General features: G+C 49.6%; 16 protein-coding genes and 1 pseudogene. 10 read left to right on the plus strand and 7 right to left on the minus strand.

The window, feature by feature from the left end; genetic code table 11:
* The first annotated feature begins 90 nt into the window (after positions 1-90).
* Entirely contained in the window at positions 91-579 is a 489-nt protein-coding gene (locus BZJ17_RS04080; protein ID WP_077639854.1) for a hypothetical protein, read from the plus strand.
* Here BZJ17_RS04080 and BZJ17_RS04085 read toward each other — a convergent pair.
* Complete coding sequence (locus BZJ17_RS04085; protein WP_017042237.1) at positions 571-1,776, minus strand: site-specific integrase; 1,206 nt, start codon at positions 1,774-1,776, stop codon at positions 571-573. The two genes, BZJ17_RS04080 and BZJ17_RS04085, sit on opposite strands and share 9 nt — an antisense overlap.
* A gap of 185 nt (positions 1,777-1,961) precedes the next feature.
* Positions 1,962-2,638, minus strand: a pseudogene (locus BZJ17_RS04090) (YicC/YloC family endoribonuclease).
* A gap of 159 nt (positions 2,639-2,797) precedes the next feature.
* On the opposite strand from BZJ17_RS04090, the gene rph reads away from it, so the two are divergent.
* Both rph and pyrE read left to right on the plus strand, forming a co-directional pair.
* Positions 2,798-3,517 (plus strand): ribonuclease PH, encoded by a 720-nt coding sequence (gene rph, locus BZJ17_RS04095; RefSeq protein WP_077639855.1) that lies wholly within the window; start codon positions 2,798-2,800, stop codon positions 3,515-3,517.
* 102 nt (positions 3,518-3,619) lie between these two features.
* The gene (pyrE, locus tag BZJ17_RS04100) at positions 3,620-4,261 is read left to right on the plus strand and encodes an orotate phosphoribosyltransferase (protein WP_077639856.1); all 642 of its coding nucleotides are present in this window, start codon (positions 3,620-3,622) and stop codon (positions 4,259-4,261) included.
* A 43-nt stretch (positions 4,262-4,304) separates the two neighbouring features.
* On the opposite strand, the gene slmA is transcribed toward pyrE, so the two are convergent.
* A complete protein-coding gene (gene slmA, locus BZJ17_RS04105; RefSeq protein ID WP_069590901.1) occupies positions 4,305-4,895 on the minus strand; it encodes a nucleoid occlusion factor SlmA in 591 nt (196 codons plus the stop codon).
* Positions 4,896-5,075: 180 nt separating this feature from the next.
* The gene (gene coaBC / locus BZJ17_RS04110; protein WP_108743773.1) at positions 5,076-6,320 is read right to left on the minus strand and encodes a bifunctional phosphopantothenoylcysteine decarboxylase/phosphopantothenate--cysteine ligase CoaBC; all 1,245 of its coding nucleotides are present in this window, start codon (positions 6,318-6,320) and stop codon (positions 5,076-5,078) included.
* 267 nt (positions 6,321-6,587) lie between these two features.
* Here coaBC and radC point away from each other — a divergent pair, with 267 nt between their 5' ends.
* From radC to mutM, 5 genes are all read left to right on the plus strand, one after another.
* Entirely contained in the window at positions 6,588-7,271 is a 684-nt protein-coding gene (gene radC / locus BZJ17_RS04115) for a DNA repair protein RadC (protein ID WP_077455068.1), read from the plus strand.
* 185 nt (positions 7,272-7,456) lie between these two features.
* Positions 7,457-7,693: a 50S ribosomal protein L28 gene (rpmB, locus tag BZJ17_RS04120; RefSeq protein WP_069590897.1), complete on the plus strand. Its 237-nt coding sequence runs from the start codon at positions 7,457-7,459 to the stop codon at positions 7,691-7,693.
* A 13-nt stretch (positions 7,694-7,706) separates the two neighbouring features.
* Positions 7,707-7,874, plus strand: a complete 168-nt coding sequence (rpmG, locus tag BZJ17_RS04125) for a 50S ribosomal protein L33 (RefSeq protein ID WP_069590895.1) — start codon at positions 7,707-7,709, stop codon at positions 7,872-7,874.
* Positions 7,875-8,028: 154 nt separating this feature from the next.
* Positions 8,029-8,508: a hypothetical protein gene (locus tag BZJ17_RS04130; RefSeq protein WP_069590893.1), complete on the plus strand. Its 480-nt coding sequence runs from the start codon at positions 8,029-8,031 to the stop codon at positions 8,506-8,508.
* 15 nt (positions 8,509-8,523) lie between these two features.
* Entirely contained in the window at positions 8,524-9,336 is an 813-nt protein-coding gene (gene mutM, locus BZJ17_RS04135; RefSeq protein WP_077639858.1) for a bifunctional DNA-formamidopyrimidine glycosylase/DNA-(apurinic or apyrimidinic site) lyase, read from the plus strand.
* On the opposite strand, the gene coaD is transcribed toward mutM, so the two are convergent.
* A complete protein-coding gene (gene coaD, locus BZJ17_RS04140; RefSeq protein WP_069590889.1) occupies positions 9,331-9,837 on the minus strand; it encodes a pantetheine-phosphate adenylyltransferase in 507 nt (168 codons plus the stop codon). The genes mutM and coaD overlap by 6 nt on opposite strands.
* Positions 9,838-9,990: 153 nt before the next feature.
* Between coaD and BZJ17_RS04145 the strand changes: the two genes are divergently transcribed.
* A complete protein-coding gene (locus BZJ17_RS04145) occupies positions 9,991-10,701 on the plus strand; it encodes a 3-deoxy-D-manno-octulosonic acid kinase (RefSeq protein ID WP_069590907.1) in 711 nt (236 codons plus the stop codon).
* A gap of 3 nt (positions 10,702-10,704) precedes the next feature.
* Here the strand turns inward: BZJ17_RS04145 and waaA are convergent, their stop codons facing one another.
* Positions 10,705-11,958, minus strand: a complete 1,254-nt coding sequence (gene waaA / locus BZJ17_RS04150; RefSeq protein WP_077639859.1) for a lipid IV(A) 3-deoxy-D-manno-octulosonic acid transferase — start codon at positions 11,956-11,958, stop codon at positions 10,705-10,707.
* A gap of 76 nt (positions 11,959-12,034) precedes the next feature.
* Here waaA and BZJ17_RS04155 point away from each other — a divergent pair, with 76 nt between their 5' ends.
* Entirely contained in the window at positions 12,035-12,880 is an 846-nt protein-coding gene (locus BZJ17_RS04155; protein WP_077639860.1) for a glycosyltransferase, read from the plus strand.
* Here BZJ17_RS04155 and BZJ17_RS04160 read toward each other — a convergent pair.
* Positions 12,875-13,918, minus strand: a complete 1,044-nt coding sequence (locus BZJ17_RS04160; protein ID WP_077639861.1) for a glycosyltransferase family 4 protein — start codon at positions 13,916-13,918, stop codon at positions 12,875-12,877. The two genes, BZJ17_RS04155 and BZJ17_RS04160, sit on opposite strands and share 6 nt — an antisense overlap.

A 13,918-nucleotide genomic window follows, 5' to 3' on the forward strand; every position in this document is an offset into this window, starting at 1 on the left:
TAGATGCTTAGATCTTCTAAGTTTTTTATGATTCTGTATACTTAGGATATCTAAGCTTTGTGGTTGATGGAATAGTCATGGAGAGCAAAAATGCCTAGTAAGTTTGCACTTAAAAGAAAAATGAGAAGTGGTGTACCGTTGAAAGTCCTCAGTGTATGTTTATCGGTAGGTTTATCTGCCCAAGCATATGCTGTGCCTAGTTATGAGCTCACATATGGTGACTGGAAGCAGATGTGTGGTCAGCCTAACCAAGCGTGCAACTTTTTCCTAAAAGGTTTTTTGCAATCAGCTTCTTTTTGGAGTCAGTGGGTTGAAGATGCGGCGTTACTTCGCCCTGATCTTAAAAGAGCAAATGATGTCGTGCGTTGGGTCAGTATGCCTCAAGATAATGGTCAGCTTTGCTTACCAAGAAACATTCAGTTTGAATCAGTAAGATCTCATGTCGATCGATCCCTTGAGCTGCTGTATCGAGAACAGCCTGATTTTACTCCAGAGCCCAGTACATTGCTTACAGGGCCTGGTTTAAGGGTAAATTTGTATGATGCATTTAAGAATGCGTACCCTTGTCGATCACAGTAAGTGGCATATACGATCTGCAACTTTCTGGTGTGCTTCTCGTCGCTCCTCCAGAAAATCGTGGCGGTTGTAGATGCCTTCAACCCCTTTGAGTTTGTGATTTAGACACCTTTCAGCCACTTGACCATCAATGCCCTCGGCTGAAGCCAGTGTTCTGAAGGTACGACGCAGGTCATGGACAACAAAGTAATCAACCCCTTCCATTTTATTTTTGGTTGGCCTCTCTTTGTCACGACCAAACAAATATTTAATAGCGGTGGTTATTGTATCTGAGCCCATGTATGGATTTTTGCTCCTCCTTCTACTCGGAAATACATAATCGGAATCAAGAGCTCTGATTTTGAGTTCTTGCAGCCATTCCACAGCTTGGCGAGGAAGTGGGATAGTTAATGGTATGCCATTTTTGGTTCTCTCTTTGGGGAGCTCCCAGATCCCATTATCTAAATCAAACTCATCCCAAGGCGCTTGGCAGAGCTCGCTATTTCTGACGCCTAGCACTAGATATAAGCAGCAAGCTAGATAGTTTTCTCGTGTAAAGCTTACATTGTTCTCTCTGAACACTCGAAACACAGTTGCTATCTCGTCTTCGGTCAAAACACGCTCTCGACTTTTTTCAACACCTCCTGCGTCGTTGACACGAAAAGCTGCTGCCGGGTTGAACTGTGTGAGATCGAGTTTGTTTGCATGTCGAAAAAGCTGTTTCATGTACATCAAGGTGTCATTTGCGATGCTTTTGCGGCCACTATCTACGACGCGCTTGATTACTTCTCTTACATCAAGAGCAGTGACTTGATCGATTCTTATTTTGCCCATCACTGGGTGGATTTCTTTGGTGTAGATACGCTTGGGGATGTTGGCGTGTTGCAGTCTTACTTGAAGATCGTTTTTATACCAATCATCGAACAGTTGCTCGACGGTTTCTATACCTGACCATTGACGGCGTTGACGTTCGGCCAGTGGATTTATGCCTTGTTTAATGAGCTTTCGCTGCTGGAAGGCGGCATCACGTGCGTCAGCCAGGGATAGTTCTGGATAGGATCCAAGTGTCATTTCTGGGCGGCTGCCGTTGATTGAAAATCGCAAGATCCAAAAAGGTTCTCCAGAGGCGGGTACAACGAAGTAGAGGCCATTACCATCTGCGGTTTTGCGTGGTTCATCTTTGGCCAAAGCGGCGACTTTGCGTGCATTGAGCTTGCCCATATAGTTCTCCTTAGGTATGGAAAGTTACTCACCATTTAAGGGCATACTAGATCAATCCTACTCACCACTAAACTCACCAGTTGGTTGAAAACAGAGGCAAAGACCTGAAATCTTCTGAAAACAAAAAAGCCCCTATTTACAGGGGCTTGGTAAGATTAAGTAAGCTCAAAGAGACTCAAAAAACCTTATTCGATATTTTGGATCTGCTCGCGCATTTGTTCGATAAGCACTTTAAGCTCGACGCCGGAGGCGGTGATCTCGGTGCTGATCGATTTGGAGGCGAGGGTGTTGGCTTCGCGGTTGAACTCTTGCATCATAAAGTCCAAGCGTCGGCCGCAGGCGCCGCCTTTTTTGAGGATTTTGCGCGCCTCTGAAACGTGTGAGTCCAAGCGATCAAGCTCTTCCGCAACGTCTACTTTTTGCGCCAGCATCACCATTTCTTGCTCGATGCGAGTTGGATCGAGCTCCACTTTGGCTTCTTCCAAACGTGTGGTTAAGCGTTCACGCTGCCATTCAATCACGGTAGGCATCTTTTCGCGCACTTTGATGACCTCAGCGCTAATCGCATCTAATCGCTGCTCAATCAGCACTTTCATGTTGTCACCTTCGCTCGCACGCGCGGCGATAAAGGCGTCGAGTGCCTCATCCAGACCGGTCATTAGGGCACGATGCAGCTCGTCGGTATCTTGCTCTGGGGCTTCCATCACCCCCGGCCCACGACGGGCTCAAGGCTGCGCAGTTGCTCGGGCATGCGAATATAGGTTTCGAGATAGCGCTGGTTGACGGAACGAATTTCCCAAACGGCGTTGCCCCAATCGCCCTTGATTTCGTGTCGCGCGTAGGCGGTCATGCTGTGGATCATTGGTACCTGCTTGTGTGTGCAAAGAGTGAATGGCTTGATTATACGCATCCACCTGCAATGCGTCAGCTGTGTTGGCAAGATGTGCCGACAGGGATCGCAAGCGTGGCAAGAAACACGTATAATCGCGGGCAAATTTCATCTGCCTAAAAGGTTACTTGCATGCGTCCAAGTGGAAGAGCGCTCGACCAAATTCGTCCCGTTAGCTTTACCCGCGGTTTTACTGCCCACGCAGAAGGCTCTGTGCTGGTTTGCTTTGGCGAAACAAAAGTCATTTGTAACGCCACTGTCGAAGAGGGTGTGCCACGCTTTTTAAAAGGCAAGGGCCAAGGCTGGGTGACGGCAGAATATGGTATGTTGCCACGTGCCACGCATACGCGAAATCGTCGAGAAGCGTCGACTGGTAAACAAGGCGGCCGCACGATGGAAATTCAGCGTCTGATTGCGCGCAGCCTGCGTGCCGCGGTTGATTTAACCGCGTTGGGTGAGTACACCATCACGGTTGATTGTGATGTGATTCAGGCCGACGGCGGCACGCGTACTGCATCTATTTCGGGGGCGAGCGTTGCACTGGCTGACGCACTGAATGCCATGGTGCGTGATGGCAAACTTGCCGCGAACCCCATGAAAGGTCACGTTGCAGCGGTGTCGGTGGGTATTTATCAGCAAACGCCAATTTGCGATCTGGAATATGTCGAAGACTCCGCGGCAGACACAGACATGAATGTGGTGATGCTCGAAGATGGCCGTATGATTGAGGTACAAGGTACCGCTGAGGCAGAGCCATTTACCCCCGATGAGCTCAATGCCATGTTGGTACTGGCCAAGAAGGGCATTGATGACATTGTCGTTGCCCAAAAATCGGCGTTAGCCGACGCATAACAGATTGAGTAGCTCCCACATTGGGGGCTATTTTTTTGCCCTGAGAACAGGATGGAGCCCGTGACATAACCGTCACAACCGTTTTAATAGTGAGAGGATGGAATGAAAGCCTACCAGCGCCAGTTTATTGAGTTTGCCCTTGAAAAGCAGGTTTTAAAGTTTGGTGAATTTACCCTGAAATCCGGCCGTAAGAGCCCGTATTTCTTTAATGCAGGTTTGTTTAATACCGGACGTGATTTAGCAAAATTGGGTCGTTTTTATGCCGCTGCATTAATGGATGCCGGGATTGATTACGATGTGCTATTTGGCCCTGCGTACAAGGGGATCCCGATTGCGACCACCACCGCGGTTGCGCTTGCCGATCATCATGATGTGGACACGCCTTACTGTTTTAACCGCAAAGAGGCAAAAGATCATGGCGAGGGCGGCCAGTTAGTGGGGAGTGCGCTCGCAGGTCGCGTGATGTTGGTGGATGATGTGATCACGGCAGGTACTGCTATTCGTGAATCTATGGCACTGATCCAAGCGCAAGGTGCGCAACTGGCCGGTGTTTTGGTGGCGATTGACCGCCAAGAGCGGGGCCAGGGAGAAATGTCTGCGATTCAAGAAGTGGAACGTGACTTTGCCTGCCGCGTTGTCTCTATCATTAGTTTGAGTGACTTAGTGACCTATCTGGAGCAAAGCGATGCTGACCCGGCGCAGCTGGCGGCGGTCAAAGCTTATCAAGCAGAGTATGGTATTTAACCTTTACTGGGCGCGCCACGGCGCGCCTGATTGCTTACATGGCTTATTGCAGCTGACTGGTGAGCAATTGCCAGTACTGTTCAAAGTTGGCGGTAGGCAGTTGTTTGAAAGAGGAGCGTACATAACGGCACAAACTGCCTTCAACTTGGCCAATTAGCTGGCTAGCGAGCACCGCTTCATCGAGCGGAAAGCCTTTCCCTTCTCGCAAACGTCTTTCCCGCAGTACTTGCTTGAGTTGCGCTTCAACGCGCTCAAACAATTGGTTGATGCGACCTTGTAAGCGGTCTTGCTCGAACATCAACGCATGGCCTGTCATGATACGCGTCAGCCCTGGGTTGCGCTCACCAAATCCAAGCAGCAACTGCAGAATGAGCTTAAGACGCACTAAGGTGTCTTTCTCTTCATCAATAATCAGGTTGATGCGGGACAGTAATGAGTCCTCAATAAACTCAATTAAGCCCTCAAACATGCGTGCTTTGCTGGGAAAGTGACGATAGAGTGCGGCCTCGGAGACGCCAACTTGGGCGGCCAATTTGGCGGTCGTGATGCGCTGGCTGCCTTGCGTGGATTCCAGCATTTGCGCGAGCGCTTGGAGGATCTCTTCGCGGCGATTATTTTTTTTCGGGGCTGCCATTCATGCGATTCCTTTGTCTTTTATTCTCACGTTGGCGGGCGGTAAAGGAAGCATCAGGACGAGGTGCCACCAAGCGTGTTAGTCATGCCCTTTATCTTAGCGGTGAGGTGCCTGTATTAAAAGCAAAAAGCGTGGCCTTGGCGCACGCTTTTACACTTGATGTAACGGCGTTTTTTTGCGTTACGCGCTGGTATCCGCCTTGTAATAACGGGTGGCGATGTGCGTCATTACAGCGCGCGCCAAGTGTGCTTTCTCTGTTAACGGTAGTGCGAGATCACCGTTCGGCCAGAAAAGGTGTAAGGCGTTGTGATCGCTATTAAACCCTTGGTCTGAAAGCGAGACATCGTTAGCACAAATCATGTCGAGCCCTTTACGTGCCAGTTTGTCGCGTGCATAGGTTTCGATATCCTGTGTTTCTGCCGCAAAACCAACGGTAAAAGGTCGTGTATCCGACAGCGCAGCTACCGAGGCGATAATGTCAGGGTTTTTCACCATGGTGACTGTCATGGCATCTTTATCGGCTTGTTTTTTCAGCTTTTGCTCGGCAACGGTTTGGGGACGATAATCCGCCACGGCTGCACAGCCGATAAAAATGTCTTGTGAGGCAATGCTGGCATGGACGGCTTCATACATTTGTTGTGCACTGGTCACATCAACACGGTGCACGCCGGTGGGCGTTGGCAGTGCGACTGGCCCACTGACTAGGGTGACCGTGGCACCCAGTGCGCGGGCGGCTTCTGCGAGCGCATAGCCCATTTTTCCCGAACTATGGTTGGAAAGATAGCGCACCGGGTCGAGTGCTTCTCGGGTTGGCCCGGCGGTGATCATGATGTGCTTGCCAGCCAGAGGTGTGGGACCGGCCCAGTGCTCACATTCTGCCACTAACGCCATCGGCTCTAGCATGCGCCCCGGGCCGACATCGCCACAGGCTTGTGCGCCACTGTCGGGCCCCCAAATCAGGCAACCGCGCGCGCCCAAGGCGGCGATATTGGCTTGCGTGACAGCTGCACGGTACATCTGTTGATTCATTGCGGGTGCAATCGCAATCGGCGCATCGGTGGCGAGACACACCGTGGTGAGCAGGTCATTGCCCATGCCGGCATGGACGCGTGCAATTAAGTCAGCGGTCGCGGGGGCGAGCAAGACTAAATCTGCCCACTTGGCTAATTCAATGTGGCCCATCGACGCTTCAGCAGCGGGGTCAAGTAAGCTATCTGATACCGGGTGACCGGAAACGGCTTGCATGGTCAGCGGGGTGATGAATTCTTTTGCTGCGCGAGTCATCACCACCTTGACCGTCGCCCCACGTTCAATAAGACGTCGAGTGAGGTCGGCACATTTATACGCGGCAATGCCGCCGCCCATACCGAGCAGTATACGTTTTCCTGCCAGCGTCTGGGCTGGCTGTTGTGAAGAACTGGCCATAATGCGTGATATCGTTGTCAGTGAATGGCGCAACCATACCATAATCCTTAGCGTAAAAAGCTTGTTCAAGCGCATGAATCCTCGCACGGTGTGAGCCAGGTTGGCTGTGATATGGGCTGATGTCTGCTGAAAAGCACACGCAACGGGGAATAAAAATAGGCGACTGTAACGCAACCTTGCCATGATGCGCTTGTATCAAGGCGGCGTCCTCTCCCTACTATCGGCTTTGTCGTAGCCGACGACTGGCTCAGCAAAGGGAGAACGATCATGAGCTTAAAAACCATGCCGCAAGATTGCCGCCCACGAGAGCGTTTGCTGAGTAGAGGGGCACAGAGCTTGTCTGATGCCGAGTTACTGGCGATTTTTTTGCGAACTGGGGTGACGGGGATGAGTGCGGTCGAGCTGGCCGACTACCTATTAAATGACTTTGGCTCGTTGCGTGCGCTGATGGGTGCTGACCAAGCTGCGTTTTGTCAGCATAAAGGGCTAGGAAGCGCGAAATATGCCCAGCTTCAGGCGGTATTGGAGCTTAGCCGCCGTTATTTAAAAGAAACGTTAAGTAAAACCGATGCTCTGACTAGCCCTGATCATACCCGCCGTTATTTGTCGACGTTGCTTCGAGACCGGCCCCGCGAAGCGTTTTATGTGTTATTTCTCGACAATCAACACCGTGTCATTGCCGATGAGCAACTTTTTGAGGGCACTCACAATGCGGCGAGTGTATATCCGCGTGAAATTGTGCGCCGTGCACTCGAATTACATGCGTCGGCGCTCATATTGGCCCACAATCACCCTTCGGGTGTGGCAGAGCCGAGTCAGGCCGACCGCCAAATCACCGAAAGAATTGTTCAAGCGTTGGGATTAGTCGACATTCGTGTGCTTGATCATCTGGTGGTTGGGGACGGAGAAGTGGTATCCTTCGCCGAACGAGGTTGGTTGTTATCCCTTTGAGGATCGCCTTTGGCGAAAAAAACGATCAAAAAGAGCGCAAAAGGATCTGCTCGGGACTTGAGCAATGTGAATTCAGTTAGTATAATGCGCCACCTTTGATAGCCTTGACCTTGAGCCTGACCTTGAATTTGCAGGACTGGCGGACAAGGTTGATATCGAGCTGAAACGATTTTGGAGAGACTTTCATGTCACGAGTATGCCAAGTAACTGGCAAGCGTCCTGTAGTTGGTAACAACCGCTCTCACGCTAATAACGCCACCAAGCGTCGTTTTCTGCCGAACCTGCAAACTCATCGTTTCTGGGTAGAAAGCGAAAAACGCTTCGTTAAACTGCGTCTATCTACTAAAGGTATGCGCATCATCGACAAAAAAGGTATCGATTCTGTACTAGCAGAAATGCGTGCCCGCGGTGAGAAAGTATAAGAGGACTTAGAGAATGGCTAAAGGCATTCGCGAGAAGATTCGTCTAGTATCCTCTGCTGGTACTGGTCACTTCTACACCACAGATAAGAACAAACGTAACATGCCAAGCAAGTTCGAGATCAAAAAATTTGATCCCGTAGTTCGCAAGCACGTTATGTATAAAGAAGCCAAAATCAAGTAATTGGTTGAAAGTTTCGAGAAAGACCCAGCCTAGGCTGGGTTTTTTTATATCTATTTTCCCTCGCTGGACCATCCGGTCGCTTAGCTATCAACGCCAGCCTCATTTGTGTATATACTGCTGATTAACAAAGTCGGGTATCCAGTGGCGGTGTCTCATGAAGCTAAAACGAAAAACGTGGAACAACATCCTCATTTTTTCCGTGGTGATTTTTTTCGGTTTGATGCTATTACCTGACTACCTGCGCCACCAACGTCACGCTCGAGAGATGCCTGACGGTGTGATTGCCTTGGTGACGTCACGCAGTGAGGTGCTCGCGCTGCGCTTCTCTCACTTAACCTTGACGCGTACACTTGATGGTTGGCAAACCGATAAGCCGTTATTGATTAGCCCCACGGAGCTCGCTCAACGTTGGCTGGGACTGAAAGGGACACAAGTGAATGACGCCACTTTACAATCACTGCGGCCGCAACTGACCGCACCGCGGACGCTTGAGCTACTGCGTAGTCCTGATCAAGAACCTATCCGTATTACCTATTATCAGCAGCCGCAATTTTGGTTAATGCAAAATGAGCAAGGCCAATGGCTGGCGGTGTCTGTTGATAGCCGTTACCTTTTTCCGTTGACTAAGTCGTAAGTAAAAGTCCTTATCATGCCTGAATTACCTGAAGTTGAAGTCAGTCGCATGGGGATCACTCCCTATGTTGAAGGTCAGACCGTCACCCAAATTATTGTTCGCCAACCACAGCTGCGCTGGCTGGTGCCTGATGAATTGCAATTGCTCCAAGGCCAAGTGATTCGCCGGATAACACGTCGTGCCAAATATTTATTGCTCGAGTGCGATCTGGGGACGGCGCTTGTGCATCTTGGAATGTCGGGCAGTTTACGGGTATTACCCGCCAGCTTAGCCCCAGAAAAGCATGACCATGTGGATGTCATCCTCAGCAACAATATGATGATCCGTTATCACGACCCAAGACGATTTGGCGCTTGGCTGTGGCAAGCGCAGGATACAATGCATAAAGTGCTGAGCAAGCTTGGCCCCGAGCCATTAAGTGACGCTTTTAACGCTGATTATTTACTGGCGCGTGCCAAGGGTAAAAAACTGGTGATGAAATCCTTCATTATGGATAACGCGGTGGTCGTTGGCGTGGGGAACATCTATGCCAATGAATCTCTTTTTTGTGCGGGGATCCACCCCAAACGTCCAGCAGGGAGCCTGACGCACTCAGAAGCAGCATGTCTTGTCGATGAGATAAAAACCGTGCTCGCGGCGGCGATTGCTCAAGGGGGCACAACCCTAAAAGACTTTACCAATGCAGATGGCAAAGCAGGCTATTTTGCTCAGGAGCTTCGGGTTTACGGCAAAGCCGGCGAACCTTGTCCGCAATGCGAGACGGTATTAGAGCGTGTGGTGATTGGGCAGCGGGCAACGGTATTCTGCCCGCATTGCCAGCCACTATGATGGCGTGTTGACGTGAAGCTTATTGCAAAGTGCGGTTAAGACATCAGGGTGTACAAACTCACTGGTGTCGCCGCCGTGCAGTGCCACTTCTTTGACCAAGGTTGATGAGATAAATGAGTGCTCTTCCGATGGGGTGAGAAATACGCTTTCAAGTTCAGGCATCAAACGACGATTCATGTTGGCCAGTTGGAACTCGTACTCGAAATCAGAGACAGCACGTAGACCACGTACCAAAATATTGGCTTGGTATTGCTTGGCAAAATTCACCAGTAGCCCAGAAAAACCGACCACAGAGACATTGGGCAAATGACTGGTCACCGCTTGAGTTAAGGCGACGCGTTCGTCCAGATCAAACAGGGGCTTTTTACTGGGGCTTGCGGCAATGCCGACGATGACCTCATCGAACATGCTTGCAGCGCGTTCAACCAAATCAAGATGGCCATTGGTGATGGGGTCAAACGTGCCCGGGTAAATCACACGGGTCAGTTGTTTCTTGGTCACAGGGTTGTCCTTTTGATGTGTTATCTGGGCAGAGGTTATCAAATCATGCGTCGAGACGCATTGTTCTTCATTGTGGCGCGTCTGTGAATCTGAAAATAGGCGCGTTACACTGATAGGCGCTGCAGCGACCGCAAGATAGGAAAAACAGTGAGTATAGAAGTAGAACAGAGCGACAACGAATGTATTTGGTTTGACCCTGAGTTAGTGGAAGGGGACCCACGCCACTATTTCGATATTCACTATTGGCATCAGCAAGCCGCGGTGACGGGTTCAGCAAAAGGACGCGGCACGACGTTTTTTGTGCGTGGCCCTAAGATGGAGATGGCATTGCGCCATTATTACCGGGGCGGTTTGTTCGGTAAGCTGGTAAAAGATCAATACTGGTTCACCGGTTGGGAGACAACCCGTTGCGGGGCGGAGCTGACGTTACTCGCCTACTTGCGGGCGAAAAAGTTGCCAGTGCCTCGACCGGTTGCGGCGCGCGCGGTCAAATCTGGGCGCACGTATCGGGCAGATATTCTGGTTGAAAAAGTGCCAGGTGCGCGTGATCTTGTAGCTATCCTCTGTGAACATGCACTATTGGCTCATGACTACCGAGCTATCGGACGACTCGTGCGACGGCTTCACGATGCCGGAGTTTGTCACACTGACCTCAATATTCACAACATTCTTCGCGATAAGAAAGGCAAGTTGTGGTTAATTGATTTCGACAAATGTCAGCAGCGTGACGGTGAGCAGTGGAAAGAAGACAACTTAGCGCGTTTGCATCGCTCGTTTAAAAAAGAGAAGGAAAAGCGTCAAATCCACTGGCAGCCCGAAGATTGGGCCGCCGTGCTAAAAGGCTATAACAAGATTCGCAAATAGGGGTTAGCGATTTAACCAAGGCGCCAGTGCTTGCAAGGTACGTTCGACTGCCCCTCGGTTTTGCTCAACAACCTGCAATCCCGCTTGTCCTGCTTGCGCGCCCAGGGGTGGGGACGAGAAAAAGGCACCGATCTTCGCGGCAATATCTCGGCTGTCATTACACACTTGCAAGGCGCCTGCTTCAATCAAGGTGTCACCAATCACTTGGAAATTGTAGTAGCTGGGTCCCGTTAATTGCGGCTTTGCGAGCGCGGCAGGCTCGAGCAAGTTATGCCCACCGACTTTAGGGCCGAGAAAGCTACCCGCCATGACAACCACGTTCGCAGCAGCCAGATATGTCATCATTTCTCCCATGGTATCCCCTAAATAGACTTGCGAGGAAAGGGCGATTGGCGCGTCACTTGTACGGCGCTGGACGCTGAGTCCGTGGGTGTGGATCTGCGCCTCTACGCCATCAAACCGCTCCGGATGACGGGGAACCAAGATTAACAAGGCATCGGGATAATCACGGAGCAAAGCGGCATGGGCGTCGAGCATGATGGCATCTTCTCCCTCATGCGTACTGGCGGCAACCCAGCATGGACGAGCACCAATGTCATCAATCAGTGATTGGCCCAGATGAGGATCCGTAGCTTTAATATCAAATTTGACGGAGCCGACCGTCGCGAGCTTATTGTCGGCAACACCCAATTCGGCAAAACGGGCCTTATCGCTGTCGTGCTGACATAAAATCACATCGATATTTTGGCTCATGGTACGAAATAGCGGTGCGATCCGTTTATAGCCGCGGCACGCTTTCTCGGACAAGCGCGCATTGATGACCACGATAGGCACACCGGCTTGATGGACATTAGCGAGAGTGTTTGGCCACAGCTCGGTTTCCATAATCACACACAGGCGGGGATTGACTGCGCGCAAAAACCCACGGACAGCGACGTTAAAATCGACTGGCATATAGCGATGGATAATGCCTTCTATCTTTTCTGCCTGTTCGGCGCCGGTTGGGGTCGTGGTGGTGACGAGCAGAGGAATGGATGGGTAGGCCTGCTGCAACGCGGCAATCACGGGTTTCGCGGCGAGCACTTCGCCCACAGAAACCGCGTGCAGCCAAATCGGCTGCCCCTCAACAGCCGGCGTACGACCAAAGTGCTCACGCCATCGCGCACCGACGGCGGGTTTCCCGGGACGCTTTCGGTACAGGCCCACTAATAACAACGGGGCAATAAGAGTCAGGATAAAGGTGTATAGCCAGCGCACGAATCAGTCCCAAACTTTATACATAATTGTTATACTACTAAACAAATTATGACTTTCCAAACGATTGCAAAATATTATGGATTATAAAAAAGCAACAATCATTATTTCTTTTTACAATAATAAAAAGGCATTAAGTATGATTTTTCAATCACTCAAAGAAGAATCAAACTATAATTTTGATGTGATTGTTGCCGATGATGGATCATCCGATGATATCACTTCATGGTTAAAAGACTATATTAAATTGCTTCCTTTTCGCGTGTTTCATGTCTGGCATGAAGATAAAGGGTTTAGAAAAAATCGAATTTTGAATAAATCGATTGCTGCGTCTAAAACTGATTATTTAATCTTTATCGATGGCGATTGTGTTCCTCAATCTGGTTTTGTACAAGATCATTTGTATGCTGCAGAAAAAGGGAAGGTTGTTTGTGGGCGTCGTGTTGAACTGTCTGAAAAGTATACTCAAAAGTTATGTTCTTCGCCAAAGAAGTCAACGTTTAGTCATGTTTATTTTATTCCAATGATGTTCCGTTATTTGTGGTTTAATCTGTTAGGCTATGATACAGACGTTACCGGTAAACACATTGAAAACGGTATTCATATAAAGTTTCTCAGAAATCTAATGTTAAAAAGGCGTTTAGAAAAGTCTATTATCGGTTGTAATTTTTCTTTGTTTAAAGACGATTTCAAGAAAATCAACGGATTTGATATGAACTATGAAGCGCCTGCAGTGGGTGAAGATACAGATATTGAATTTCGTTTGAATGGCGTTGGTATAAAAACAAAAGCACTAAAATTTGGTGCAGCATTACTGCACCTTTATCACCAAGAGCTTAAAAGGCCATCTATCAATCAGGACATCTTTCAAGAAACCGTGAGAAATAAAGCATTCTGGGCAAACAACGGTTTAGATAAGCTATAGTTTTTCATGAATGACGTGCTGGTAAATATCTTGATACTTTTTTGCACATATTGAGATATCAAATTTTTGGGCTGTATTTAATGCTTCTCGGGCCATACATTCTAACAACTCAGGTGTTTGAGATAGTGTTTCAATATAGTGAGCAAGTGATGCAGCATCACCAGACGGGATCAGATAGCCATTAGTCTCGTGATTAATAATATCAGGGATCCCGCCTGCCTTCGTACCAACTGCCGGCAAGCCTGTGGCCATCGCTTCGAGGATCACAGAGCCTAGCCCTTCACTATACGAAGGATGAACCAGCAAATCGGCGGCTGCGAACCAGTTCCCCATTGCGCTTTGTTTACCCATAAAGCTAATGTTGCCAAGGCCTTGTGCTTGTTTTTCGAGCTCAGCGCGCGCTTTACCATCGCCTAGTAAGCAGATGTGAACCTGAGGAGAATGCTTCTCGAGCTCCTTGGCGGCGCCAATCGTGACATCAAAGCCCTTATGGGCGTACATATTCGCGGCTTGAATGACCAAAAACTTATTAGCAAACTGCGCCTTAATCGCATCGACGTCAGCGTCTGATACCGGATACTGAACCGGAGAGCTAGGAATAGTTGCCACATTCGCTTGGGGGTGGCGCCGAGTTATCTGGCGGACAATCTCCGAACTGAGCCCGACCAACGTACTTGCACGTGTATAGGCAAGTTGAGATAGCCATTTACGCTTTAAGGGATTATCAATGCGTCGTGTGACGATATAGGGTACGCCATGTATCAAGCGCTGGAGCAGCGCCCAATAGATGGCTCGGCCTTCATGAACATGTACCACATCGCAGTCAGCGGTGATTGAGCGCTGATGCGAGCGAGTATAATGCTTACAAAGCACTAATTGGCACTGTTCAAGTGCGCGAATTTCATCAGCAAACGGGCTTTTGGGGTTAGCGACCACAGTGAGTTGATAACCCATTGCGAGCTGTTGTTTGATCAGTGTGAGTGTTTGTCGCTCACCGCCGCTAAACCCAGATGCAAGATTGACATGGCAAATGTGCAT

The organism is Salinivibrio sp. IB574, assembly GCF_001996205.1.
Taxonomy (GTDB): Bacteria; Pseudomonadota; Gammaproteobacteria; order Enterobacterales; family Vibrionaceae; genus Salinivibrio; species Salinivibrio proteolyticus.